This window comes from Paenibacillus apis, from assembly GCF_018333295.1.
GTDB lineage: Bacteria > Bacillota > Bacilli > Paenibacillales > Paenibacillaceae > Fontibacillus > Fontibacillus antibioticophila.
On record NZ_BORS01000006.1, the window covers coordinates 160,706 to 186,388 of the forward strand.

The 25,683-nt window shown below is 47.4% G+C and carries 20 protein-coding genes and 4 tRNA genes; 7 read left to right on the forward strand and 17 right to left on the reverse strand.

From position 1 onward, the window contains the following. Positions 1-42 precede the first annotated feature (42 nt). Together KI362_RS10520 and KI362_RS10525 are read left to right on the forward strand one after the other, a co-directional pair. Positions 43-1,380 carry an alpha/beta hydrolase family protein gene (locus KI362_RS10520; protein ID WP_212940257.1) on the forward strand — a complete coding sequence of 446 codons (1,338 nt, stop codon included), beginning with the start codon at positions 43-45 and terminating at the stop codon, positions 1,378-1,380. 18 nt (positions 1,381-1,398) lie between these two features. Further along, positions 1,399-2,781 carry a serine hydrolase domain-containing protein gene (locus KI362_RS10525; protein WP_301627125.1) on the forward strand — a complete coding sequence of 461 codons (1,383 nt, stop codon included), beginning with the start codon at positions 1,399-1,401 and terminating at the stop codon, positions 2,779-2,781. 270 nt (positions 2,782-3,051) lie between these two features. On the opposite strand, the gene KI362_RS10530 is transcribed toward KI362_RS10525, so the two are convergent. Next, entirely contained in the window at positions 3,052-3,906 is an 855-nt protein-coding gene (locus KI362_RS10530) for a LysR family transcriptional regulator (protein ID WP_212940255.1), read from the reverse strand. 136 nt (positions 3,907-4,042) lie between these two features. On the opposite strand from KI362_RS10530, the gene KI362_RS10535 reads away from it, so the two are divergent. Next, positions 4,043-5,032, forward strand: coding sequence for a zinc-binding dehydrogenase (locus KI362_RS10535; RefSeq protein ID WP_301627263.1), 990 nt, complete (start codon positions 4,043-4,045; stop codon positions 5,030-5,032). A gap of 132 nt (positions 5,033-5,164) precedes the next feature. On the opposite strand, the gene KI362_RS10540 is transcribed toward KI362_RS10535, so the two are convergent. The 12 genes from KI362_RS10540 to KI362_RS10595 form a co-directional block, all read right to left on the reverse strand. Next, complete coding sequence (locus KI362_RS10540; RefSeq protein WP_306432835.1) at positions 5,165-5,563, reverse strand: RHS repeat-associated core domain-containing protein; 399 nt, start codon at positions 5,561-5,563, stop codon at positions 5,165-5,167. Continuing rightward, on the reverse strand, positions 5,563-6,249 hold the full coding sequence (locus KI362_RS10545; RefSeq protein ID WP_301627128.1) for a YfjL-like protein: 687 nt from the start codon (positions 6,247-6,249) through the stop codon (positions 5,563-5,565). Before KI362_RS10545 ends, KI362_RS10540 begins: the two co-directional genes overlap by 1 nt. A gap of 349 nt (positions 6,250-6,598) precedes the next feature. Beyond that, positions 6,599-6,964 (reverse strand): dihydroorotate dehydrogenase (quinone), encoded by a 366-nt coding sequence (locus KI362_RS10550; protein ID WP_301627130.1) that lies wholly within the window; start codon positions 6,962-6,964, stop codon positions 6,599-6,601. Between the two features lie 16 nt (positions 6,965-6,980). Beyond that, positions 6,981-7,664 (reverse strand): hypothetical protein, encoded by a 684-nt coding sequence (locus tag KI362_RS10555; RefSeq protein WP_301627132.1) that lies wholly within the window; start codon positions 7,662-7,664, stop codon positions 6,981-6,983. Positions 7,665-8,132: 468 nt separating this feature from the next. Then, on the reverse strand, positions 8,133-8,657 hold the full coding sequence (locus KI362_RS10560) for a hypothetical protein (protein ID WP_301627134.1): 525 nt from the start codon (positions 8,655-8,657) through the stop codon (positions 8,133-8,135). 17 nt (positions 8,658-8,674) lie between these two features. Further along, positions 8,675-9,430 carry a hypothetical protein gene (locus KI362_RS10565; RefSeq protein WP_445376004.1) on the reverse strand — a complete coding sequence of 252 codons (756 nt, stop codon included), beginning with the start codon at positions 9,428-9,430 and terminating at the stop codon, positions 8,675-8,677. A 24-nt stretch (positions 9,431-9,454) separates the two neighbouring features. Next, a complete protein-coding gene (locus tag KI362_RS10570; RefSeq protein ID WP_301627136.1) occupies positions 9,455-15,598 on the reverse strand; it encodes a DUF6531 domain-containing protein in 6,144 nt (2,047 codons plus the stop codon). Between the two features lie 42 nt (positions 15,599-15,640). Continuing rightward, a complete protein-coding gene (locus KI362_RS10575) occupies positions 15,641-17,737 on the reverse strand; it encodes an S-layer homology domain-containing protein (RefSeq protein WP_301627138.1) in 2,097 nt (698 codons plus the stop codon). A 224-nt stretch (positions 17,738-17,961) separates the two neighbouring features. Continuing rightward, positions 17,962-18,044, reverse strand: a tRNA-Leu gene (locus tag KI362_RS10580). A gap of 13 nt (positions 18,045-18,057) precedes the next feature. After that, positions 18,058-18,132: transfer RNA gene (locus KI362_RS10585), tRNA-Glu, on the reverse strand. A gap of 982 nt (positions 18,133-19,114) precedes the next feature. After that, positions 19,115-19,203, reverse strand: a tRNA-Ser gene (locus KI362_RS10590). A 7-nt stretch (positions 19,204-19,210) separates the two neighbouring features. After that, positions 19,211-19,286: transfer RNA gene (locus KI362_RS10595), tRNA-Asn, on the reverse strand. A gap of 205 nt (positions 19,287-19,491) precedes the next feature. On the opposite strand from KI362_RS10595, the gene KI362_RS10600 reads away from it, so the two are divergent. Further along, entirely contained in the window at positions 19,492-20,757 is a 1,266-nt protein-coding gene (locus KI362_RS10600; protein WP_301627140.1) for an MFS transporter, read from the forward strand. Positions 20,758-20,850: 93 nt separating this feature from the next. Beyond that, positions 20,851-21,417 (forward strand): winged helix-turn-helix domain-containing protein, encoded by a 567-nt coding sequence (locus KI362_RS10605; RefSeq protein WP_212943089.1) that lies wholly within the window; start codon positions 20,851-20,853, stop codon positions 21,415-21,417. Here the strand turns inward: KI362_RS10605 and KI362_RS10610 are convergent. Beyond that, positions 21,354-21,602: a hypothetical protein gene (locus KI362_RS10610; RefSeq protein WP_212943098.1), complete on the reverse strand. Its 249-nt coding sequence runs from the start codon at positions 21,600-21,602 to the stop codon at positions 21,354-21,356. The genes KI362_RS10605 and KI362_RS10610 overlap by 64 nt on opposite strands. Positions 21,603-21,645: 43 nt before the next feature. After that, a complete protein-coding gene (locus KI362_RS10615) occupies positions 21,646-22,119 on the reverse strand; it encodes a SprT family protein (protein ID WP_212943101.1) in 474 nt (157 codons plus the stop codon). A gap of 97 nt (positions 22,120-22,216) precedes the next feature. On the opposite strand from KI362_RS10615, the gene KI362_RS10620 reads away from it, so the two are divergent. Together KI362_RS10620 and cmpA are read left to right on the forward strand one after the other, a co-directional pair. After that, positions 22,217-22,570 carry a hydrolase/acyltransferase gene (locus KI362_RS10620; protein ID WP_212943104.1) on the forward strand — a complete coding sequence of 118 codons (354 nt, stop codon included), beginning with the start codon at positions 22,217-22,219 and terminating at the stop codon, positions 22,568-22,570. A 76-nt stretch (positions 22,571-22,646) separates the two neighbouring features. After that, positions 22,647-22,784 carry a cortex morphogenetic protein CmpA gene (cmpA, locus tag KI362_RS10625; protein ID WP_212943106.1) on the forward strand — a complete coding sequence of 46 codons (138 nt, stop codon included), beginning with the start codon at positions 22,647-22,649 and terminating at the stop codon, positions 22,782-22,784. A gap of 67 nt (positions 22,785-22,851) precedes the next feature. Here the strand turns inward: cmpA and KI362_RS10630 are convergent, their stop codons facing one another. Both KI362_RS10630 and KI362_RS10635 read right to left on the reverse strand, forming a co-directional pair. Then, entirely contained in the window at positions 22,852-25,044 is a 2,193-nt protein-coding gene (locus KI362_RS10630) for a Tex family protein (RefSeq protein WP_301627265.1), read from the reverse strand. 182 nt (positions 25,045-25,226) lie between these two features. Beyond that, a complete protein-coding gene (locus KI362_RS10635) occupies positions 25,227-25,607 on the reverse strand; it encodes a DUF4190 domain-containing protein (RefSeq protein ID WP_301627146.1) in 381 nt (126 codons plus the stop codon). Positions 25,608-25,683: the final 76 nt, after the last annotated feature.

Genomic DNA, 25,683 nt, shown 5'->3' on the forward strand with positions numbered 1-25,683 from the left:
ACAAAAGCTCGGAATTATTTATGAAGAGAGTTGAAATTTGTAATGAAATTATTCGAGTATGCCTTATTATGCGCTTCTATTCTTAGCTGTCTCTATGTCATCTGGGCTAAGCAGCGCTTCCGTCCGATAATGAAGCTGGTTATCCCCGCTTCTTTGCTCGGAATCCTGATTCTTCATTTGATATTCGAACATGCGCGTTGGATCATGCTTCCTGTATATGGAATCACAACTGTCGTGGTTATCGCTTGTATACTCAGAAGACGGAACCACGTCTCCCCTCCATCTAGACGGCTCCGGCCGTTCCTGCTCAGCCTGCTTGCGTTGCTTGCGGGAACACTTTCTTGGGGAGGGGCAGGTCTGCTTCCACTTTTTCAATTTACGAAACCAAGCGGCTCCCACAATGTGGGCGTGTTAGATTACACCTGGACCGATCCTGAACGTACAGCAATTGACGGAACAAGCCGCCAATTGAATGTTCGAATCTGGTATCCGGCAAGCGATGACCTTACCACACCTGCGCGCTATATTCCTCAAGCAGATTTATTTATCCAAGCAATAAAAAAACAATACGGCCTGTGGTCGCAACTGCTGCGCAATTACCGTCAACTCGAAATTCCCGCTCAGTATGCGGCTCCCTTTTATCCGAATGCCAACTCTGTTCCCGTTGTTGTCTATTTGCACGGCAATCAACTCGGCACGCGATTTACAGGCACGTTCCAAGCGATCGAATTAGCGAGTCATGGTTACATGGTTATTGCGATTGAACATCCCGGCACAGCCTTCTTAAGTGTTTTCGATGAAGACCGTTACATCCCGTTCACAAATTCATTCACGGGCTTGCCCGACAACTTCAGCGCTCATAATAAGGTTGCGGTTCCAATCATCCAGGAAATGCAGGCCGATGTTCAGTTCGTACTTCAGCATCTACAGCAAATCGACCGTTATGAGCCGAATTCGCCTCTCTCCGATCGAATAGATCCTGACCGAATCGCTTTGGTGGGGCATTCCTTCGGCGGCGCAGCTGCCGCACATATACTGGCTAATACAACCATAGCCAGAGCCGCAGTTAATCTCGATGGGTATCTGTATGGCGAATATCCTGACGAGCTTCAGCAGAAGCCCTTGCTCATTGTAAATGGCGGTCTGCAAGTTAAAGGTTTGGAAGAGACGATGGTCGGGCTGGAGGAAGAACGAGCTGTCCGAAACCGCCTGCTGGGCCCAAATGGGCTTGAAGTGACGCTGCCGCAAGCTGGACATTTGAGTTTCACTGATCTTCCCCTCTATTCGCCGCTGCTCTTTAAACCGCTTGCTCCCGATAGCAAGGAGCAGCACCGCCAGATTAATGAGCTTACACTGCATTTTCTGCAGGAGCATCTGTAGACCAAGGAGGGTACCGAAATGACAAGAAAAAAGAAGGAAGCACAATTATCCGCACTCATGGAACAGATTAGAGAACACTTTAATGGCGTGATCCTGGTTGCGGAACAGGGAAAACCGTTGCTATATGAAGCCGTGGGGTTCGCAGAACTGAGCCAGGGGCAGGAACCGGCGCGTACGCTTACGACAGAGTCGATGTTCGAGTTAGCCTCCGTCTCCAAGCCAATTACGGCACTCGGCATCATACGCTTGCATCAGGCGGGACTTCTGGAGTTGGACGATACGGTATCCAGATGGCTGCCCGAATTGCCTTATCCAGGCATTACCATCCGACATTTGTTGACCCATACCTCCGGGCTTCCGGATTACATTGCGCTATTCAGCGAAAAGTGGAATCCTGCACAGATCGCCGTTAACGCTGATGTCCTGAACATGCTCGCAGCCCATCGTCCCGCGCCGCTATTCGCGCCGCAAGATAGTTGGATGTATAGCAATACGGGCTATATTATGCTCGCTATTCTGATCGAACGGATCAGTGGCCAATCCTATGCGGACTTTCTGTCTGAGCAAATATTCCAGCCGCTCGGCATGGCGCGGACACGCATCTACAATCGCCGTCTTGATCCCGATGCTGTGCCATCCAACTATGCCTGGGGCTACGTCTATCGACTGGAGCACGGCGGATACGTGCTTCCGGATGCCGTGCCGGCAATGAACTATGTCCACTATCTGGACGGCTTGCAGGGAGATGGCATGGTGAACAGTACAGCCATGGACCTGCTTCGTCTCGATCGCGCGCTGTATGACGACAAGTTTATTCAGCCGCAGTTGCGCGAAGCCATGTTCACACCTGTGACACTCCATAACGGGGAGACGTTCGACTACGGATTCGGCTGGCTGATCGAGCAGCATCCACAATTAGGCCGAGCGGTAAGCCATAGCGGCGGCTGGCCGGGATATGCCACTTTTCTGAAGCGCTATATCGAGCGGGATCTGACAATTATCCTTCTGCAAAATGGAGAACGGGATTACAACTATACCCAGCAGTTGCTCCGAAGCGTAGAGCAGGCTCTTGCCGATGAGCCGATGGAGGTGCCGCAGGCAGCAGCTCCACGCACTCTGTTCCCGCTCACAGCAGAGGACTATGAACCTTTTCTCGGTGAATACCTCTTTCAGGATGAACAGGGGCAATCGTTATCCGCAGAGGTCTTTATCGAGCATAGTCAACTCTGTATGCGACTGGGCAACGGGATGACATTTGTATTGCTGCCCATCAGCCCTACGCGCTTCTACGAACAGCAAACCGCAACCGAACTGGAATTCGGCGAGATCGAAGCAAGCAAGAGCTCCCGATTGATCTGGTATGAACATGATAGCGATAGCGTGGCACAACGCGTGCGGTGACGCTTGCAGCACTCTTGCAATTTTATTTACCAGTCTCCATCGGATATGGTTCGCATGAGACTGGGATGAGCGTATTTCATCTCAAAAAAACCCGAACGATTTTCGAAATTCTAATTTCTAGTTTCGAAATCGTTCGGGGTTAATTTTAGATGCGGAGAGAGGCGCTCCATCTCCAGCCCAGTTGAATCTCGCGAATTTGTCCGCATTCAATCGCCTGCCGCCCTTCATCCCCCTTTCCTGCAAGGTTTCCTCTATTCTAAGCTTCAAATTTTAATGCAGCTGTTGTATCAGTTCCAACAATGCAGCAGAGTATATCTGTCCTGATGGATATATAAATCCAACCTCTAACCTGCGATACTGCTCTGGTAATGAATGACTGGAGATTCTTCCTTCCTTTTCCGCAATTGCGACTGATGATCGTGGCAATAAAGATACGCCTAATCCAGCGGAAACGCCATTTATGATCACTTCCATCGTGCCAAATTCTCTGATTTCATAAGAAGAAATTCCTTTCTCTTTCAAAAAAAGCTCTGCCCTGGTTCTATGCGTACAGCCTACATCAAAAAACAGCATAGGCATAGTAAGCAATTCTTCCATTATTGGCTCTGTTCTGTTCCGTTCCGAAATCAAAACAAGCTCATCTTCAAATACAGGTATATATTCAATGTGCGACTCGTTGATCGGGCCATATACAAAAGCTCCAGCCAGTTCACCAGTCAGCACCTTCTGCAAAAGATCATGTGTTCCACCAGTATGCAGCAGAAACTGCACATCCGGATAATTGGACTGATAATCTTTTAAGAAGGGAAGCAAATAATTGGAAGCAGCAGATTCGATACACCCTATGCGCAGAGAACCTGCGGGGAAATCTGAATGTTGTGTAGTTCTCAGCGCTTCTGCCAGCAAATCTATAATTTGATCCGCATACTGAAGCAGATTTTCCCCTGCTGATGTTAAGATCATCCCTCGATTCGTTCGCCGAAAAAGCGGAAGGCCTAGTTCAGCTTCCAGGAATCGGATACGAGCTGTCACATTGGACTGAACATAGTTTAGTGCCTGCGCGGCTTTTGTAATACTTCCTTCTCTTGCGACAGCCTGAAATATTTTTAAATCGCCACTTTCCAATTTCTGCTCACCTCCCTGCTATGATTATTTATGATACCCACGTTCATTTTTCTTAATTTTATCAAGTATATCAGGATGTGTACAATGAAAGGAGACATTGGAGAGCTACTTAAACTACAGCAGCAGGAGGATGAAGATGAAAGCGATCATACATGCGGGAGTGCAAGGGATCGGTGGATTGCAGTATACAGAGCAGCGAGACAAGCTGCCAGGAAAAGGCGAGGTAAAGGTACGATTAAAAACAGCAGGGCTTAATCATCGAGATTTATTTCTGATGTCTGCACGAACGAATCAGGAGGCTCCTTTCATTCTTGGCTCAGATGGTGCAGGGATTATTGAAGCCGTTGGTGACGAGGTAACCCATCTGACTCCAGGTGCTGAGGTCATTATTAATCCATGCATAGGGTGGGAAAAAACAGATCAAGTTCCTGTTGTGCCTGCCATATTGGGAGGTCCCACAGACGGCACATTTGCTGAATCTGTAATCGTTCCCCAACAAAATGTTGCCCCTAAGCCTGCCTATCTAACCTGGGAAGAAGCAGGAGTACTATCCTTGTCTGCCCTCACCGCCTACCGGGCGCTATTTACTAGAGGAAATTTGCAGCAAGGCGAGCATGTACTCATTCCGGGGATCGGAGGAGGAGTTGCCACTTTTGCCACACTGATGGCTGCTGCAATTGGTGCAGAGGTAAGCGTAACTTCAAGAAGCGAGGTGAAGCGCCAAGCCGCCCTGCAATTACCCATAGCTCGAGCATTGGATAGTCATGAGAGCTGGGAAGAACATCTAGGAGACAATTCCGTCGACTTAATACTAGATAGTGTTGGTCCAGCTACCTTCGACCAATACTTTGATGTCATCAAGCCCAATGGAAGAATTGTTATGTTCGGTGCAAGCTCCGGGGATGAAATAACGATTCCAGCAAGGGCCATATTTTTTCCTCAGCTCCACATTATTGGTACTTCTATGGGGAGCAGGGAAGAATTTATCGCGATGCTTCAATTCATGGAGCAGTATTCTCTGCACCCTATTGTTGATACTGTCTATCCTTTAAAAGAAACTGCACTTGCCTTTGAGCGTATGGAGCGGAGTGAACAGCTCGGTAATATTGTGATCGCAATAAACTAGCGTGGAGAAGGCCGTACCAATTCCAACTTCACGCCACCTGGACAACGGATATCCCCTTTAGGGAATTTAAAGTTGTAAAAGGTGGACTGCAAGAGGGAGCAAAAAGTGGTGCTTAAAAAGCAACTAAACCAATTATGAAACCAGATTGTGTCCGCTCGGATCCACAAACTTTAACGGGTTATTATACACATACGTATATAGATTCAAACTCTGCGGATTATTCAGTTCCCCTGGATACGTATCCTCGCTCACAAACCGCCCAATTCCGGAATCAAAGTATCTGGCCCTTGCGTAAGAAAGTCCGCTCGATGCGTCGTAGCCCAGTCCTGTGTAACCGAACAGGTTGTCTGGCCCCGGATAGTTCAGGTCGAACTTCTCCGGATCTTCCGCTATCCCGAATTCATCATAATGGTACCGGAGCGCCACTTCGCTGTCCTGGTTCACTAGGGCGAGCGGGCTGCCGAGCATGTCCTTCAGGTAGAATAGCGTTTCAGGTGTTGTATTCGGTGCTGCTCCGCTGGATCCTGACATTACTTCCATCTGCACTCGGCAGATAATTTATTAATAAGTGAGTCATGATCAATAATATCCTTTAAATCTGCACTGTTCAGATAATAGCTTGTGTGATTTTGATTTTCAAATTTAAATTGGATAGCAGATACCTTATATTCCTTCTCTTTAAGAAACAAAACAATTTCAAGCAGTGTATTCATAATGTTATCTTGTATGTCTTCATTTACATTAATCCACAACCTCAAATCAGAAATATCCTCATCCTTGATTTCTCCCTTTATTTCATGATAACTGGGAGGATTTATTCTATTACCTTCAGAAAGATTTTTTAATGGATTTGACCTCAATAAAAAAGACACACTCGATATTTGATGAAATTGCTGTTTGATCTCATTTTTAACTTCGTATTCCCAGTAGGATAAAAAATAATTATCAACCATCTTCCCATCATACTTACTTAATTTAAACTGAATCTGGGGATTTCTCTTTAAGTGAACAACTGTGTAATATCTATATATGAAATATGATGAATTGTCAAAATCATACTCGACCGACTCGATTTCCATCTTATCTCCATATTTTTCTTGTAGGTATTTTGCTGACTCCTCTTTCATAGCTTCTTTTCCCCATGGCGTTCCATTGAATATTGAATATGCAAAGAAGATCAAAAAGATAACTGCTAATCCTATAATCCAATGCTTCACATTATCTCTCCTTAAAAACAGGATAGATAATCAATATCTATCCTGTTCTACACTTCTAATCTAATAACTGCTTTCCTATTTTAATATTATTAAAAAATGTATCCTTTCCATACCAAAAATTGTACCACCCCGATTCAGATTTCTTTTCGTTTTCATTTATGAAGTTTTGAATTTGTTTGCTATAATTCGAATAAGAATAAGCGTTATTCTTAAATCTTTATACGGGTTTACATGGGTTATATGTGTTATTGGTTGAATGATGGGTTCATTCGTCACCCGCCCCCCTCTAAAAAAAGAAGCCTTGAAAGGCATGAAGCCGATCAAGGTCTTTAGTCAAATATGACAAAATTTAATCATATTCCACCCAAACTTCTTTGTCTACGGATTGCGCTTGATGAAGCAGTTCATATATACTTCGATAAACTGCTAGTGTCTCTTGATCTAATTCTGTTTTATGGACACTTTGAAGATCGTTCAACGCATCACCTAGATCAGGTATTCTCCATGGCGTCTCTTCAAACCAACCAGTATCCGTATGATAGTAATAAGAGAGACCTCTCCATCCGTTTTCTTTAGGTTGTATAGCCCTCATAATCGAATCAAAATAACCAATCCAGGTCTTAATTTGATATTTTTGTTCCTCGGAATTCTCGAAATAGAAGATGATCTCCGGTTCACCCTCAAATCCAGTATAAAAGTCTTTGACTATTTCCATTTGACACCTCATATTTTTAAGGAGCAGGCCAATGACCTGAATCTAAGAGCGCTTGTTGTTCAGGCGTCGCTACTCCATTTTGTCTCGCACTTACAGCATCCTGCCACTGTTTCATAGATGTCCATTGATTCCCGCCCGTTAAAATATGTTGCTGTTTTCTTGTTGTTTGGCTTCCTGGAGTTGTTCTTGTAACAACCAAAGTATTCCCTTGGTCTGCAGGTGCACCAGGAGTTCTTGTATGCCAACGAGCCTCATACTTATAAGTTCCATCAGACCAAGTATATTTTATTTGATCGTACCCATTCTTAGCCTGTTCTACTTTTACAGCATTACTAGGGATTTTAATTGGACTTGAATCGATAAGATTTCCCGCACCCTTAGGCATCTTCTGTTTAGGTGTCGTCTTGGTAGTATTCGTTTTAAAAGTTGATGGTAATTTTACGCTGGCCATTGAGCCAAACACTGCGTCTGCTAGTGGGATTGCCAGTACCCAATCATAATAGTAAGCTTCCTCAGATAAGTTGGCTTCTTTCCAAAATGTTGAATATCTTACTTTGCTTGATGAAACGAAATACAGATCATCATTTTTATCATAATCATAATATCCTAAGACCTTACTATCTACGATTTCCTGAAAACCAGCACCTATCATAAAATCCGGAATATAGTAATTTGTAATATTGCTTTCGATATTACACATCCCATAATGGGCGTTTCTACCATCTAAGAGATGCAGTAATTTCCACTTGTTAATACTGCATAAGAATCAATGCAGAAGAACACGAATGCTACTACTGGTTACGTTTTCAATGAACGCCTATTAAAGTAAATGATAATATGGTCAATTGGATACAGTGACCCCGTTCATTTGCTTTCACCTCCAAATTTTCGGTAAATTTTGGGCTTAATTATAGGAGGGACAGGTGGATAGCCATTTAACACATAAGCTTCCCGAGAAAGAATGTTCTGTTACGTCCTGACAGTATAGTGGCCGGAGTATCCTGTGAAATTGATGCGATGAGCTCGACACTATATCTATCGGGTTCTATCACAATGAGGATGAAGTTCTATTGAGAAATACCGCCTGATTCATTCGGCACTGGATGAGGGCTACTAGAAAAGAAAACCACATGGAGTTGTTATGCTCACATGTGGTAAACATCTAATTTTATTTCCCTGAAAAATTATTAATAATTGGTGGACTTGCTTCCCAACTTATCAATTTAATATTGTACTCCTTCAGTAATTGATCTGCGCGGATTAATCTATTACTAGTAAATCTACCCTCCTTTTCAATTATTAGCGCATTGGGAAAACCATGCTGATACTCCCTACCAGTCTCTAAATCACCCATATAATAGTTTGCGCTACCTGGAGAATAGTATATTTCTTGTGTTTCATCGATCCTTAGCAACGTTATTCTCTCATTTCCACTAGCTAATCTTTGCTTCCACTTACGATATTTTCCTCTCCCTTCGTCTGCGCCAATACCATCATATTCACATATTAAAGTATCTTGAAGAACCTTCCGTTGACCGTTAATTTCATATTCCAAACGAAATGGAAATTCCCCGTAGGCGATTTCTGGGCGTGGGGGATTGGGCTCCAATTGAATGCCTAATAATATTGCCAACCAAGGCCAAGCAATACACACTACAATTGCAATGACAAATAAAAATGCGATACCTAGCATTAGCATCATTTTCTCTTTCAGTTATAATCAGCCTCCTCTAAAGCATTTATTACTGAGTTCATTGAATGATTTTTTATTCTTTGGTTTGTGATATACAAGGAAGCATGCCACCACTTAATTTTATGTTGTTGTGGTAAGTAGACCGTTTTTCCAATTGAAGGTGCAGTAAAGATATAATTTAATATCTCACCCTCGACCACATAATGGGTCATGGTTGCAGTATAATCTCCTTTGCTTAAACCATAAGCATAAAGGTGCACTAGTGCAGTATTGAATGTAATAGCATTTTTGTTGTTAGCAACTGCATTTGCTGTCGCTTCAGCTCCTCCTTTTGAATGTCCAACCATGGTTACTTCATCATCCTTATGCGCATTCACAAATGCAATCGATTTCTCAATGGAATCTTCCATATCTGTAGAAAAGCCTATTGGTTGTTGAAAGTTATTGCCCCAATCCCCCCATGTGGTAGTACCTTTGTTAACTAGCGAGTATTCTGTGGCCCCATCCTTCTTGAGCCTTGAATATACCCCCATTTTTAATCCTTCATCATTAGTCATTATGTCGATTATTGTCCATCCACCATCCATTCTTGTTTGACTTTGAATGTCGTCTTCTGTAGCACCATAGATGTGTTGTGCCATTCTTGCGGCTTCCAGCACCGTAGGAATATAACCACTTGGATCCACATATCTCAACGGATTATTCACTACATACACATACAAATTCAAGCTCTGCGGATTATTCAGTTCCCCTGGATACGTATCCTCGCTCACAAACCGCCCAATTCCGGAATCAAATTATCTGGCCCTTGCGTAGGAGAGTCCGCTTGAGGCGTCGTAGCCCAGTCCTGTGTAACCGAACAGGTTGTCTGGTCCCGGATAGTTCAGGTCGAACTTCTCTGGTTGCTCTGCTATCCCGAATTCATCGTAATGGTACCGGAGCGCCACTTCGCTGTCCTGGTTCACTAGGGCGAGCGGGCTGCCGAGCTTGTCATTCAGGTAGAATAACGTTTCAGGTGTTGTATTCGGTGCTGCGCCGCTGGATCCTGCTACTGGCTCCCAAGCATTACTTCCATCTGCACTCGGCAGATAATTCATGCTGATCCGCTCTCCGCCGGCTCCGTAGACATAGGATTGCTCCCATTTGTTGCCGCTGACGTCAGCAGCATACAAAGGTTCAGGTAATGAACTGGTGATATCGTAGGTAAAATAAATATCAGTTTGCAGCTTCTTATACTGCGGTTCCCAGCCTGCTACCTGTCCTGCCGGATGACTTGCCGGATAACGGTTCTGCTGGTTGCCGATGCCGACTGTAACCCCCATAAAGCTCCGGTTATCGTCTCCGTCATACCGATATTCAGTCTGATCGCCTGCCGGGTTCATGTGATGAATCAGACGGTTAGCAGCATCCCAAGTATAGGTCTCCAGCACTCCTGGCCCGGCAAGTGCAGCAGCAATTTGTGAATCGAATGCATCTCCAGCTTTCCAATCCTCAGGTCCATATACCTGTTGGGTCACGCTTAAAGAATCGGTCTCCAATGTAGCCTCAACGCTTGGGACAAGTTCAAGAGGATTACCCGCGCCTACTATATCCGGCGTTCCCGAAAGATCCGGCAAAATTGAATCCAGATCCCCGTATACATCTTGCGGTACGCCAACTCCATTCTGCGGCGGATTCAAAGAGGTTATCCGCATCAGGGCTGCAGCACTGTCAATCCCCTCTACTTGAAGTAAATTGCCGCGCAAGTCGTACGTATAGTTCTTGTAGTCGGTTCCTTTTTCCCAGCGAGTCAGTCTATTTGCCAGATCATAGTTGTAATACTCTACTTCCGGTATCGTTGTTCCTACTCCAGTCTGACTCTTCTCCAGACGGTTACCTGCTGCATCATAGGCATAAGTTACTGTAGAACCATTGAGGTTCTGAACCTCAATAAGGCGATTCAGGGCATCGTAGGTATAATCCTCTACATCTGCCGGCTTCGGCGCATCTTGCGGCCGATCCTCATCCTTGCCCTGCTCCAGGCGCTCCTTATGAACAACATTGCCTGCCGGGTCATACACATAGCTCAACTGCTCCAATAGACTTCCGCCGGCATTACGATGCTCGATGCCAATGAGCTGGCCCAAGGCATCATATTCATAGCGGCTGCGCTCACCGCCCGACAACGCGCGGCTGATCACTTGACCGTTACGATTATAGGTGTAGTTCGTCTGCTGTTTCAGAGCATCCGTAAACTTGCTGATTTGTCCAGCCTGATCGTATTCATAGAGAACCGCTGTATTGTCCGGATAAATAATGCGGCTGCGCTGTCCTGTTGGTGTCCATTCATAGCGCACATTTTGTCCGCGCGGATCAATCATTTCCGTCAACCGGCCTAACGCATCGTAAGTGTACCGGGTCAGTCCGGTGGCATCATCCATCGTTAATCGACGATCCGCCAAATCATAACCATATCGAACCTGTTGTCCATCTCCATAATTGATTTCCGTAAGGCGACCTCGTCCGTCATAGCCGTACTGCGTTATCGTATTGTCCGGAGCTATCGTTGACTTCACGTTGCCGTTGCCGTCATAGGAGATCGTTGAAATCTCCTGCAACGGATTGACGGTGCGCTCCAGCAAGCCGCGTCCATTATAGCTGTAACTCGTTACTGCTCCAAGCGGATTGGTCTTGGTAAGCAGGTTCCCCAGTGCATCGTAAGTATAATTCGTGCGATGACCCGCAGCATCCTCAACCTCGGTCAGGCGCCCTAAAATATCATAATTGAAGCTCGTAAGCTGTCCATTTTCATCCGTTAATCCTGTTATCTGTCCGAGGGCATTATAACTGTAGCGGGTATCATATCCCAATGCATTACGGATTGCCTCCGTGCGCCCAAGCTGATCATACTTGTACTCTGTAACATTTCCCTCTGCATCTGTGTAGGAAATTACTCGCCCGCGACCATCCCGTTCTATCACGGTCTCATGCGACAATGGATCAATCGTGCTCTTGGCAAGCCCGCGCTCATCGTAGGTCGTCGTCCAGGCACTGCCATCAGGTAACGTACTTTCGATCAGATTTCCTGAAGCATCATAGGCATACTTCGTAACATACCCCAGGGCATCGGTCTCCTGGATTAATCTCCCGGCGGCATCATAGCTGTACCAGGTGCTGTTGCCCAGGGCATCGGTTTCTTTGACGAGCTGTCCTGCAGCATCATACTTGTACTGCACCACCGTGCCGATCTCATCGCTCACGGTTAAAATCTGGCCCGCATGATTGTACGTATATGTTGTCTTATTCCCCTCAGCATCGGTAATAGATTCTACCTGGCCATTGCCATCATACGCATAGCCCGTTCTATTGCCATCCGCATCTATGAACTCGACCGTACGACCCATACCGTCATACACATAACGGCTTGTCCCGCCATTAGCGTCGCTTTCTTCCACGATGTTACCGACCGCATCATGCACATGATTGCTCAGATGTCCGAGCGGGTCCGTCACAGTAGCCATGCGGTATACGTCATAGCTAAGCGAGGTTTCCGAACCGGCCTGATCTTTGATGGATACCAAATTGCCGTTGGCGTCATAATGCCATTCCTGTACTTGCTGCAGAGCATCCGTGCTCGCCTGCGTCCGTCCTTTGGCATCATACGTTATTTCTTCCAAAATGCCATTTGCGTCCCGAATCGAAGTGACACGATGCAGCGCATCTCTGTCCATCTCGATCTTGTAACCGGATGGATCTACGGCAGCGGTGGCGAACCCTGTTGCATCCACCGTATACTGCGTAATGCCTCCGCGCGCATCCTTTACCTCTGTGGCTATACCACGGGCATTTCTTGTAATGGCGACGCTATTTCCTAGCGCATCCTCTTCCGCCACTAAATTACCGGCAGCATCATAGGTATACAGAATAGATTCACCCAATGCATTAACAACCTCTACCGGTCGATTCTGCACGTTATACCGGATCACAGTAGATTGCCGGTTGCCATCCGCAACCAGCAGCTTATTGCCCCGGGCATCGTAGCTTGCAGTTGTTCTATATCCGTTCCCATCCGTGACAGCAGCCAATCGATGACCGGCATCATAATCATATTGCCAGCTTGATCCGTCCGGAAGGCTTAAATTGGTCAGGAGAAACCGATCTCCCCAGGTATAAGTCGTTGCGTATCCCTGCGCATCTGTCTGCTTCGTCTCACTTACAGACAAGAGTGTTGCAGAGACTGTCGCGGGCAGAATTACCTTTTGGTTGGCCTCGGCTACAAGCTCAGCATAGTTTGGTTCCTTCCCAGTCAATCTGGGGGTTTCAGGGTAAGTCAGATTTGTCTTGCCATCCCCTGCTCCGATACGCACCTGTGGAGTTTGATTGGGAACCATATCGCTCCCGATGGCAAAGACTCCGCCAGCAGTAACAGACATTTGATTATTCACATGAACATGATCCCGGACGAACAAATCTCCGCCCTTGATGACCAGATCCGCAATCTGATTATTGGAGACAATGCCTCCAAGTACCATTTCTCTAGCAATATTCATCTTAACTTTAGTGTTGATCGACAAGTCCCCTCGCACAATAACTGAAGGTGCATCCACTGTTAATTGGCCGCTGTTATAGGTTAGCACTCCGGCATATAACGTATCTTCAACCTTAACATTGGAGTCATTATTGAGATGAATCGTACCCTTTGCCCAAATACTTCCGTACTTTCCGTTGACTTTATACGCATTGAGATTCAATTTGGTATTGGCATTCAAGCCTTGCTTCAGAATCAGGGTGCCGTAAATACTGATTGTCATCTCCTGATTCGTATTCATACCATCCGCAATCAGGATGACCGACTGGCTTGCGCTGCCTAAGGTCACGCCCTCTTCGACATTCAATTGCCCGGCACGGACGATAACAGGACTGCTGCCTCCGCCAGCAGTAATCATCTTCTTGACGGTATCCATGTCACCGGCGACTCCGGAGCCCGCTGCAGCCTCATAACTATCTATCTGCTTTCGGATTCCCTCGGACAGACTATCCAAATATTTGCTTATCACCGGCTTCAGGCCTGGAACAATTTGATGCGGCGGAGCATTCCGCAAATTGTGCATTGTACCCGACAAGAGCACCACATCGGATTCAGGGATATCCCGGCCATGGCTAGGATCGATCGATACCGCTTCATCCTCCTCTTCCCGCACGACGGGAGCTACCTTGCCGCTGTATTCCGCCGTCTGTGTAGAGCCGTAAAAGTCCGTGAGACTCGTGACCCGCTGATGATCATCATATGAGATTCGCATAATTGCCGTTTGTGCCGGATCCGTAACAGAGATGACATGATGTTCGCCATCATAACCGAACCTTGTAACTGCCCCATCAACATCCGTAAAAGACACCATATCTCCAGCGCTATCATAGCTATACTCCAGCTTGCGTCCTGTATGGTCGGTGACAGAGATCAGCCTGTCGTTTGAACCATAGGATAGGGTTAGCGAAGCCCCATCTGTTGTTACTTGCTGCAGAAGCTCTCCTTGATAGTTCAGCTTGATTTCATTTCCGTTCAAATCACGTATAGAAGTTAGCAGACCGCTTGCATCAAATTGATAGCTAAGCCCTTGCGGAGTTGTTAGAGCATGCCCGTTCGCGCTTTTGCTCAGCATCCAGTCCGTTCCTGCAGGAGTCAGATAAGCTCCCCCCGCCAAAGGGATAAACTCAAAGCGTGAGCCATCCGGCTGCATGAGCTCTTGCTTGCCGTCAACCGGAGTCAGACGCCATTCATAGGAATGATGCCAACCCAGCCCATTCACTCCCTGATACGGATCACGGCTTAGATAAGACACGCCGAAGTTGAGCGGCATTAACGCTTGCAAGACTAGTGGATCGGCAGCGTAAGCAAAGTCTCCCCGCGCAGGCTCCACCACGTCATTCCAGGATGGATTGACGATACGCAGCCGCTTCTTAATGGCTTCATTTGTAAATTGCTCCAGGTCGCTCTGGGTTAAAGTGCTCGTCGACTGTGGATTGATAAGCAGGATTGACGTCCCTGGCACATTGTCGGATACTTGGACACTGCCCAGACCATTCCATGCCGCTATTTCCTGTACAGAAGCTTGAACGGCTGCTGTGGAATCCGCCCTATAATAAAATCCTGCAAGTGCTCCCCAGCTCACCGGAAAGCCGGGTGCGGCAATGCGAAGCACTTCCTTGATTTCAGAATAACTGGAGCGCTGACCCTTATTATCACTTCTAGCTGAGATTTGAACCGGCTTCCCCGTACCCACACTCAAGGATTGCGTCCATTGTCCTTGTCCATTGACTTTAATTCCCGTATGCGTATCTACCAGCTGGCCCAGGTAATCTCTAACCTCCAGGCTCACTGTTGTTCCCGCTTCCGAGGTACCTTTAACGGTAATTGCACCGGTCGCCCCCGACTCTATGGAACTCAAGACCGGCGGTTTCGGTTGCGTGCTATTCACAATTTCAAAGCTGCCAATTTGGCCGTAATAGACGCCAATTCCGTTATAGTCGGCAGGAGAAACTGCAATGTAATACTTCCCTTCCGGCAAAGGAACACCATTTATTTTCCCGTCCCATTCCACCTCATGCACAATATACTCACCCTGAGCATTTTTGGTGGGGTATTTGCCGCTTGCAATCAACTGCCCTAACTGGGGCGCTCCTCCATTCACGCCGGGTGTGCACAATTGAATCTTGACTTCATGCTCTGCCAGACCATTATCTGCGGCGTTAAAGCTAAAGCTAATGACGGTCTTTTCGCCCAGATCGGTATTGATTTCACTTGGTGAAATACGCAAGTTCGTCGAGGCTTCAGCTGTTTGAATCTTCATGCCAGGAACGAAAGGTATCGAGGTTACCAGCATAATAAGAACAAGTATGCCTGCCAGAACAGATCTGCTCTTGAATCGGCGTCTCTTCAGGAATAAGCTCTCTATCATCTTCATTAAACGCAACTCCCCATTCAACTCAATCTCAATCTATCGACATCACAATTCATTTAGCTGCTCAAGCAACCGGTAGAGAACTACAGCAGCCTCGGCTCTTGTTGTCGTAGCGCGTGCCTGGATAATCTCTCCGCTGCCCTCGACAAGCTTTAACGCTACCGCCTGCCTCACAAACGGCAGAGCCCATTCACTGATCATCTCCTGATCCTTGAATCGATTGAGCTCCGTCCCTTGAGTCTGGTTATTTTCCAGGCGGTCCTTAACGGCACGTACAAGCATCGCCATCATTTGCTCCCGTGTAAGTGCATCCTCCGGCTTGAACAACCCATGATCGCCTTCAACAATGCCTGCTGCAGCCGCTGCTTCGACCCAGCTGTAACTCCACTTGGAGGAAGGAACATCTGCGAAAGAGGATTCGGCCGGTGATACGGGCTCGAGTCCGAGCGTACCTGCCAGCATTTTGCTGAACTGCTCCCGTGTCAGGATGCTTTTCGGCGCGAAAAGATCTGCTCCCGTTCCGTCCACGATACCGCGCGCGGCAAGTACTTCTACTTCCTTCGCAGCCCAGTGAGCGGTGTCTACATCGGCAAAATGAATGCTCCGCAGCAGCACTGCATAGGTTCCAGGTGAATCAATAGTCGTCTGAATAGTTGGGGCGCCATCGGGATTGTCAGTGACACCGCCAACATAGCTCCAGCAGCCAAGTGCTGCTTGATATTGGTAAATACCAAGCTTTTCCCGATGCTCTGTCCAATAAGGCTCATTTGAATAGGATAGCGAAAGCTGTGCTTTACCGAATTCTCCGGCGGATTGGATATCCCAGACCTTCCCGGCAGCTTCCAGTGAACGCCCCTTCTCATCCTTCAGCAAATAATGATTCGCAGCCATCTCCGACACCTTGATCTCGGTATCTCTTGAGAACGCATCTGCGGCTATCATGAATTGGACCTGACCGTCCAGAATGCTGAAAGCACCCCCTTGAGATCCCACAACAAAGGTTGCCGATGTTTCTGGAAGAGTGCTTCCACCGTCATTCTTCACCGGGTTGGTTGTTGGATTCGGTTCTGTTGGTTTATTCGGGCCTGTTGGCGAAGGCACTTCACCGCCGCCTGAATCAGGGTTCGTGTTGTACTTGCTCATCTCCAGCGACCCCAGAGAACCGTCCGATTGAGCATAGAGCAGGCGATCTCCGTTGAACCCAATGTATTGAACGCCTGCTTCGGCTTCTCTAACCGAATAGACCTTGGCTGTAGCCAAATCAACGCCCTTTAACACAGCCTGTCCGCCTTCATTTACCAGGTAGGCTGCCTGCGAATTTCCAATCGACATAAATGCGTACTCTTCTACCTTGGCACTCATGGGAGTCAAATCCCGAGTCTCGAGTGAATGGTCCAAAAGTGAGATGATCGCATATTTACTTTCGAGATTGCTATTTTTCTGCTTATACAGCACGTATTCACCATTCGTCACAAACCAATCCACATAATTCGTCGCACCGAGGCTAACAAGCTGACGCTGTACTCCACTGCTTAGCTCAATCATGCTTAATCCGCCATCACGAGCATTTTTGAAAATGACCCTCCCCTGACTGAGGATCGGGTACTGCCCTTCGCCAAGTGAGGATTCCGCTCCCGAGACCGGATCATAATGAATGATGCGTCCATACTTCTGCTGGTCCGCCCATACCACTCCGCTCTCATCCACGGAAGGATTGGCGTACTGGCCTGCTTTGCTATTTAATTTCCGCTCTGTTCCGGTGGACAGATCATAACTGTAAATATCCCAGTTGGTACTGGAAGCGTCTTGTTCTCCCTTATCTGCCCAGACCACCGTTGTCCCCTTAATATAGGGCACATCCTTCCTCGTCTTCCGAGAGGTTAATGCCTTCGTCTCTCCTGTTGACTCATAACGGGCATAAATCTGCTGTTCCCCATCAGCTGCTGCATTTAGCCAAACCACGATTCCATCGGATACCCCTGAATCCGACTGGCTCATAGCGGCCGAAGCCATCTCGATTCCCCTCGCACCCACAGCATGAACAGCACTTGCTCCTCCTAAGCTTCCTGACAGACATATCACGGTCCAGATCAGGCAAGCTCGCTTCCAGCCCCGCCATCCTTTTTTGCATACTCCACTCATTCCTATGTATAACCTCCTGTCTTAGTCAGACATAGATGCAATTTCTCCAACTATTGTCTTATATCTATATCGGATGAACATATTTCATTTGGAGGAGCATTTATGATAAATAGTAAATATTACCCATTACTAAAATACTTTTCGACATATGTGTCTCTGAGCCAATATCAAAACAAAAAAAGGATGATCCCTGTTTTGCACAGGAATCATCCTAGTTCATGAAATGCGGTCGAGAGGACTCGAACCTCCACGGGTATACACCCACTACCCCCTCAAGATAGCGTGTCTGCCATTCCACCACGACCGCGTATTCAGTTAAATGGTGACCCGTAGGGGATTCGAACCCCTGTTACCTCCGTGAAAGGGAGGTGTCTTAACCCCTTGACCAACGGGCCACATCAAAGATCGCCAAGAAGCAGCGGCAAAAATGAGTATAGCAAAATCCGAATGCTAATGCAACCAAAATTTTCTCCTAAATTTTCTCCTATAATCTTCCTATTTTCTCTTTTGATTGTTCTAGGATAGTATCACTCTGAGGCAGGTAACACAAACGTTAACAAGATCAGACTCTACCAAAAGACAACCATTAAATTCCGCCTATTGCCTTTCGAGCGATACTAAGACGAACTTTAGGTGACTTTATGCACTATATTCGCGTGGAAGCACCCGCACCTGCAATTCTAATGCCTTTGAGCACTTATTTCGTCGCACGAACCCCCACGCCTGCAATTTTATCCTACTCACTACAGAGGACGACCTTTGTACGGTATTCCTTGTAAAGCCACACTACACCATCCGACCTTATACTTGTTTACTTGCCGCAAAACACAGAGAAAAGGACAAGTCCCCGAACTGGAAACTTCCAGATAAAGAAGCCCCCGGCAAACCGGAGGCTTCTGAATTGATGTTGTTTCAGAACGGAGAGAGAGGGATACTCTCACTTCGCTCGAGACTGCGATGTATTCCTACCGAAGCTTATGCTTCGACGAACCCTCCTTCTGAGGATTCTCATCCCTTTTGCAACAAATAGCCTCCGGATCGCGGAGGCTATTGTAATGATGTATCTCAATACGGAGAGAGAGGGATACTCTCACTTCGTTCGAGACTGCGATGTATTGCTATCGAAGCCTATGCTCCGACGAACCCTCCTTTTGAGGGTTCTCATCCCTATACATAAAGAAGCCCCCGGCATACCGGAGGCTTCTGATTGATGTTGTTTCAGAACGGAGAGAGAGGGATACTCTCACTTCGTTCGAGACTGCGATGTATTCCTATCGAAGCTTATGCTTCGACGAACCCTCCTTTTGAGGGTTCTCATCCCTATACATAAAGAAGCCCCCGGCATACCGGAGGCTTCTGGTTGGTGTTGTTTCAATACGGAGAGAGAGGGATTCGAACCCTCGCACCGCTTACGCAGTCTAACCCCTTAGCAGAGGGTCCCCTTATAGCCACTTGGGTATCTCTCCAAGATAGTGGCTCCCCGAACAGGACTCGAACCTGTGACAACTCGATTAACAGTCGAGTGCTCTACCAACTGAGCTATCAGGGAACGCTAGAACAAGATTTAATTTATCACGTTTCTGTAATGAAGTCAAGAAATCGACCCTCACTTGCTGCTAAAATCCAAGCCGTGAAAAAAAATTTATCGTTTTAGCTAAAACCTCTTGCAATATTCCATTTCTCCATTAAAATAAATTTAACGTTAAAATAATTTTATCGGAAGATGTAAATGAAAATTAAGGAGTTGATTCACAATGACAGAACAGGCAAATGCGTTACCTAAAAGGCAAAAATGGGCTGCAATTCTTGAAAACAAGTCATTTATGTATCTTCTTGCCGCTCGTGTGATTACCCGGTTCGGAGATTCCATTGATTCGATCGCTTACAGCTGGATGGTCTATTTGTTAACCGGATCCAAGCTGATGATGGGCACTCTTTTCGCACTGAATTTTGTACCCAATCTAGCCCTAAGCTTCTTTAGCGGAGCGCTGGTAGATCGTTGGTCCAAGCGTCAGGTTATTATAATCACCCATGTGGGCCGCGGCCTCATCGTCATCCTCACAGCAACTCTCTACGCAACCTCCCTGCTGAAGCCATGGCATCTATATATCCTGACCTTGTTGACCTCCACCTTGGAATGCTTTGCCTCACCCGCTGAAATATCATTGGTTCCAAGACTGCTGGCGAAAGAGAAGCTCCTTATCGGAAATTCGCTAAGCACATCCATTACTCGGATTGCAGAGCTGGCCGGATTGGCTGCTGCAGGCGGTATTATTGCTATCGCCGGTGTGTCCGGAGCTATGCTTGTTGACGGGGCGACCTTTTTTTCCGCCGCTCTGCTGGTCGGATTCATTTCATTAGCGGAGAAGTCCAAGGAGAGCGCCGGAACGGAGAAGTCAAACCGCAGCAGCTTGCTTCAAGAAGTCAGAGAAGGAATTACCTTTATTTTGCGCCAAAAAACGATCCTGACCATCGTAATCATCGCGGCATTCTCTAATTTCTGCCTCTCCCCCTTCAACGTATTAGGCCCTGCCTTCATCGCAGAGGTTCTTGGGGAGGGTCCAGCCGGACTCAGCATGATGGGAATCTCCTTAGTCGGCGGTATGGCTATCAGTGGACTGTGGCTGGCCCGTAAAGGCAGTGCCTTCCGGAAAAGCGTGCTCATGCTCACAGGATATACCCTGCTTGGTGTGAATTATGCCCTGCTCTATCTTCCCGGCTTTCTGCCTGTTCTTTCAATCGCTGCCGCTTCCTTGTTCAGTTTCGGGATGGGGGCTGCCGTCTCCTTAATCAGCACACCTGCGACAACCTACTTCATGGAGAACGTCCCCCAAGAAATGCTTGGCCGGGTTGGGGCTATCCACTCGATGATCTGCACCTGCGCAATTCCGTTGGGAAGCCTGTTGGCTGGTGCATTAGGAGATGCGATCCGGACGGATATCATCTATCTTGGATTCGGCATCCTACTGATCATCCCGGTGCTCCTGCTGCCAAGATATCGCAGCTTCATGTCTATATAGTTGCCGCTTGAGCTGAATATGTATTATGTGCTTTGTACGCCTGAACAACGATGCGATATAATAGAAACAAAAATGCTTAGGAGCACCTAATCTATGATCGAGCTCAAAACCTTGGAAGAAATCCGGATTTACTCGGATCCTTATCGTATTCAGATTCTAAATGCTTTTAATAAATTCGGACGTCCCGCTACGGTCAAGGAAATTGCCGATGCGATGGGGCAAGTGCCTGCAAAAGTTCATTATCACGTCAAGAAGCTCGAAAGCATTGGACTTCTTACGCTGGTGGATACGAAGCTTATCAATGGCATAACTGCTAAATACTATAAAGCTTACGAAGGATCAGTACAGATTAAGAAGAGCGGGATCGACGAGACAATCCATCAAGTGTTTCAATCCGAAACAACGAAGCTGCTCAGCAATTTGTACGATGAGAATAAAAAGCGTTTTTTAGAGGCCAATCAACAAAAAGAACCTAGTGGAAGAATTACAAATACCGAGCTGCAATTAACCCGGGAAGAATTTGATGAGCTGAACCAGCTTATTCTTGATTTTTGCAACGCGCATGAGCGTAAAGACAGAACGGAGGATCAGGATATCTACGAGCTATTCTTTACCATAACGAAGATCCCGCATGACATGCTGCCCGGGCAAAATAAATAAGAACCGCTATCTCCTTCGTAGGAAATCCGGTTCTTATATTTAGTCCTGTTCAATACATCCTGCTTCGTCTTTGTGGTTCTCGTTCGCAGGTCCTGATTGGCAAACGGGCTTCTGCTATGCAGCGGATCGCGTTTGCCCTCGCGCACGGCTTTGATCCGCTTCTTACTGGCACTTGATCTGGCCATCTTGCATCTCTCCTTTATTCCATTGCATATTTTCTTTAGTATATCATACTGATTCCATTAATTTATATTGCTTTAAACTGCCGCTGCACTTCCCGCAGCGGTATTTATGCGTATCCACCTTACGCTTCCTGGGATAAGTCATTCCACACGCTTCACATATTAAGTGGTAACGATAGGGTAGGGTGCGCCGCGATGAACTCTCCGGCAAAGACTGACAATACCGGCTGCCTCCTACCTTTGCAAGCAGCGCCTTGAACTCAGGATCGCGGTGGCGGTACCCCCTTTTCGCCAAGTGAAGATGGTAATGGCATAGCTCATGCTTGATGATCCGCTCCACTTCCTCCCGTCCGAAGTTGTCCAATTGAGCGGGATTGATCTCGATATCGTGAGTCCTCATAAAATATCTTCCGCCGGTCGTCCGCAGTCTCGAATTGAATCTGGCACGGTGACGAAACGCCATACCAAAGCTGTTCAGCGATATTTGTTCTACCCAGGTCTGAAGCTCAGCATCATTCATTCTCCAGCCCCCCATTTTCCAGAATGTACTTGAATTTTAACTTCTCCTTAGGCTACACTGTCAAGTAGAATCCGATAGTAAAAGGAGATTTCAACTAATGGCTCTTATGAGATACGTTATTTTACAGCGGGAGCAAAACCTTATCTTTGTGGAAATGCCCCGCGAATATGCTTACCAGCTTAGCGCCCTAAATCTGCGTCTGAACAAGGAAGTGGGCAAGCTCACCGCAGATAATATCCCCGTTCTTCCACTTGCCGTTGCCGAGTGTGAGGAGCTTGATCTGCTTCAAGAATCGCTCGCGGTTCGAAGCGGACTGGAATACGTTCAAGAGCTTGAGTCCTCCTTCTCCTCTCTTAAAGAAGAGAACTATCCGCTTATTTCCCTGCTCACCGAGATTCGCGCGCTACTTGCGCAGCTTGAACAGTGGTACGAAGAGGAACAGCTTCACTAAAAATTTGATCGGACCTGCACGTCTCCGGGCATTTCCCCATATGCTACTCGCAAAGGGTGCCAAGGAGGAGATCGTGTTGCCAAAATGGCTCAGCAACCAGATGATGCGCGCCTTCCTTAAGCGCGACCGCCGTCAGATTCGCCTGTTGAATGACTGCTGGTTCTTCTATTATAACCGCCGGGATGCCGGAAGCGAACCCGGAAAAACCGAATAGTCGCGACAAGAAAGAGGGCTCGGAAAATCAGATTTTCCGGTGCCCTCTTTTTCTTTAGAGAATAGCGCTATACCTGCTCCGTATTTACTGCCGGCGCCTGGGACTTTCTCATCGTCAGCCCTACTCGGCCCTTCTTCAAGTCAACCTGAAGCACCCATACGGTCACATTATCTCCGACAGACACAACATCCATCGGATGCTTTACGTAGCCCTCGCTTAACTGGGATATATGGACAAGTCCGTCATTCTTAATTCCAATGTCCACAAAGGCTCCAAAATCAATCACATTACGAACCGTTCCCTGAAGCTCCATCCCTGGTGTTAAATCTTCGATTTTAAGTACGTCAGTACGGAAAATCGGAAGCGGAAGCTCCTCCCGCGGATCTCTGCCCGGGCGTTGAAGACTGTCGAGGATATCCCGGAGTGTAGGCACCCCGACCTCGAGCCGGGCTGCCAGCTCCTCCGGATCCAATGAAGCCAGATGAGCAGCCAGCTCCTTGGAGCCCAGTTGACTGAAGTCTACACCCAACAAGGCGAACAGGCGGTTAACCACCTCATAGGACTCAGGATGAATCGGTGTGCTGTCCAGTGGATGTTCTCCCTCCATGATCCGCATGAAACCGATACATTGCTCATAGGTTTTTGCTCCGAGGCGTGGCACCTTCTGCAATTGCTTACGGTTCATGAAACGCCCGGTCTGCTCCCGATATTTCACAATATTCTTGGCCGTAGTGGCATTGACTCCGGACACGTAAGCAAGCAATGACGGAGAAGCTGTATTAACATCAACGCCAACATGGTTAACGGCAGATTCCACAACGCCCTTTAAGCTCTCGTCCAGGTGCTTCTGGGACACATCATGCTGATATTGACCTACCCCGATTGCTTTAGGCTCAATTTTGACCAGCTCAGCCAGCGGATCCTGCAGACGGCGAGCAATGGATACCGCGCTTCGTTCGGCTACATCCAGATCAGGGAATTCTTCCTGAGCCAGCTTGGAAGCGGAATATACGCTGGCACCGGCTTCATTTACGATTAAATAGGCCATTTTCTTATCCTTACGTCCTGCAATAACCTCCGCCACAAACTGCTCTGTCTCGCGCGATGCGGTTCCATTCCCTATGACAATCAAGGTCACGCTATAGCGGTCGATTAATTCGTTAAACTTCCTCTCGGCTTCAACCTTCTTATTATTGGGCGGAGTCGGATAGGTTACGGCTACTTCAAGCAGCTTCCCTGTATCGTCAATGACCGCCAGCTTACAGCCTGTACGATAAGCCGGGTCCACTCCAAGCACAACCTGTCCCTTCACAGGCGGCTGAAGCAGCAAGCTCCGCAGATTGGCAGAGAAGATGGAGATCGCCTGCTGTTCACCCTTTTCCGTCAGTTCTCCCCGCACCTCACGCTCAATGGATGGCGCAATAAGCCGCTTGTAAGCATCTTCGATGGCTGCACGCAATAAATCTTCGGTTACAGAGCGGCCTTGAATCCATCTCGAAGCAATGTACCGATGAATCGGCTCAGCCTCTACTTCAAGCGAGACCTTGAGAATATCCTCCCGTTCCCCGCGGTTCATCGCCAGAATCCGGTGGGAGGGCATCTTCTTAGCGGCTTCACGATAGTTATAGTACATTTCATAGACGGATTCCGCATCCTTCGCTTTGGCCTCCGACACCATCATTCCGTGATCCATTGTGTATTTACGAACCCAAGCCCGGGTAGCTGCTTCGTCCGAGATACTTTCGGCAATAATGTCCATTGCGCCTTGGATCGCTTCCTCTGCCGTATTCACCCCAAGATCGGGCTGAAGATATTGTTCCGCCTCTACGACAGGCGATCCCTGCTTCGGCTGAGACAAGATCCAATCCGCCAAGGGCTCAAGCCCCTTCTCCTTCGCCACACTGGCACGCGTCTTGCGCTTCTGGCGGTACGGCCGATAAAGGTCCTCCACCTCTTGAAGCTTGACGGCTTGCCGAATCGAAGCTTCAAGCTCAGGCGTCAGCTTCTCCTGCTCCATAATGATGCGGATCACTTCGGATTTGCGTTCCTCCAAATTCCGCAAGTATGCTGTCCGTTCCTCGATGTCCCGCAACTGATTCTCATCCAGCTCGCCGGTCATTTCTTTGCGGTATCTGGCGATAAACGGAATCGTATTCCCCTCATCCAGAAGCCCGATCGTCGTTCGCACCTGCTTCAATGAAAGACTAAGCTCCTTGGCTACCTGCTGAACGAGTCTTTCCTGATCTATAGAAGCTTGCATATCTTGTTGTTGTTCAGTCACCTGCTGCGTCAAAAAAATCCCTCTTTCCTTCAAAAATGCACTCCCTATTATTATCACAAAGATGAGTCGGCTTTTCCAGTATCGCTCCCCGGCTTCAATTAGCCGCCCGAAAATAAAGAAAACACCGGGTCAGTATGGACCAACGGTGCTTCGCTTTGGGATTAGAAATTGGTGTAGTAATTATTGTAAAAATTATCTCCGCCATTTACATACATTAAGAGTCCAATAACCACAAGCAGGGTAACCAGGCCCCAAATTACGGTACCGATGATCCCGCAGACCAAACCCGCAATGGAAAGCCCTTTGCCTTGCTCTCCCTTCTGCTTAAAGTCCTTGAAGGACAAGCTGGCGACGATGATAGCCACAATCCCGGGAATAAAACCAATGTAAGGAATAAGGATAGACAAGATACCAAATATCAAAGCAACAATAGACTTTGTGCTCGTCTTGGGTGGTGCAGGCGGATAAGGATATTGCTGCCCGAAATTTTGTTGAGGGTTATAACTGTCATATTGATATTGATTCGGCGGTTGCTGATTCATGAAAAAAAATCCTCCTCGGCAGATACATCACTTGGATGCTCATATTATGTCTATTGTACCTGATCCCTGCTTGGCT

What these genes read in the sequence shown, in the direction of transcription:
- KI362_RS10570 (WP_301627136.1), bottom strand. Translation starts at nt 15,598, where the DNA reads ATGAAGATGATAGAGAGCTTATTCCTGAAGAGACGCCGATTCAAGAGC.
- KI362_RS10630 (WP_301627265.1), bottom strand. Translation starts at nt 25,044, where the DNA reads ATGCAAGCTTCTATAGATCAGGAAAGACTCGTTCAGCAGGTAGCCAAG.
- KI362_RS10635 (WP_301627146.1), bottom strand. Translation starts at nt 25,607, where the DNA reads ATGAATCAGCAACCGCCGAATCAATATCAATATGACAGTTATAACCCT.
- KI362_RS10555 (WP_301627132.1), bottom strand. Translation starts at nt 7,664, where the DNA reads ATGTGTAATATCGAAAGCAATATTACAAATTACTATATTCCGGATTTT.
- KI362_RS10600 (WP_301627140.1), top strand. Translation starts at nt 19,492, where the DNA reads ATGACAGAACAGGCAAATGCGTTACCTAAAAGGCAAAAATGGGCTGCA.
- KI362_RS10520 (WP_212940257.1), top strand. Translation starts at nt 43, where the DNA reads ATGAAATTATTCGAGTATGCCTTATTATGCGCTTCTATTCTTAGCTGT.
- KI362_RS10540 (WP_306432835.1), bottom strand. Translation starts at nt 5,563, where the DNA reads ATGTCAGGATCCAGCGGAGCAGCACCGAATACAACACCTGAAACGCTA.
- KI362_RS10605 (WP_212943089.1), top strand. Translation starts at nt 20,851, where the DNA reads ATGATCGAGCTCAAAACCTTGGAAGAAATCCGGATTTACTCGGATCCT.
- KI362_RS10610 (WP_212943098.1), bottom strand. Translation starts at nt 21,602, where the DNA reads ATGGCCAGATCAAGTGCCAGTAAGAAGCGGATCAAAGCCGTGCGCGAG.
- KI362_RS10535 (WP_301627263.1), top strand. Translation starts at nt 4,043, where the DNA reads ATGAAAGCGATCATACATGCGGGAGTGCAAGGGATCGGTGGATTGCAG.
- KI362_RS10560 (WP_301627134.1), bottom strand. Translation starts at nt 8,657, where the DNA reads ATGCTAGGTATCGCATTTTTATTTGTCATTGCAATTGTAGTGTGTATT.
- KI362_RS10615 (WP_212943101.1), bottom strand. Translation starts at nt 22,119, where the DNA reads ATGAATGATGCTGAGCTTCAGACCTGGGTAGAACAAATATCGCTGAAC.
- KI362_RS10575 (WP_301627138.1), bottom strand. Translation starts at nt 17,737, where the DNA reads ATGAGTGGAGTATGCAAAAAAGGATGGCGGGGCTGGAAGCGAGCTTGC.
- KI362_RS10620 (WP_212943104.1), top strand. Translation starts at nt 22,217, where the DNA reads ATGGCTCTTATGAGATACGTTATTTTACAGCGGGAGCAAAACCTTATC.
- KI362_RS10525 (WP_301627125.1), top strand. Translation starts at nt 1,399, where the DNA reads ATGACAAGAAAAAAGAAGGAAGCACAATTATCCGCACTCATGGAACAG.
- KI362_RS10550 (WP_301627130.1), bottom strand. Translation starts at nt 6,964, where the DNA reads ATGGAAATAGTCAAAGACTTTTATACTGGATTTGAGGGTGAACCGGAG.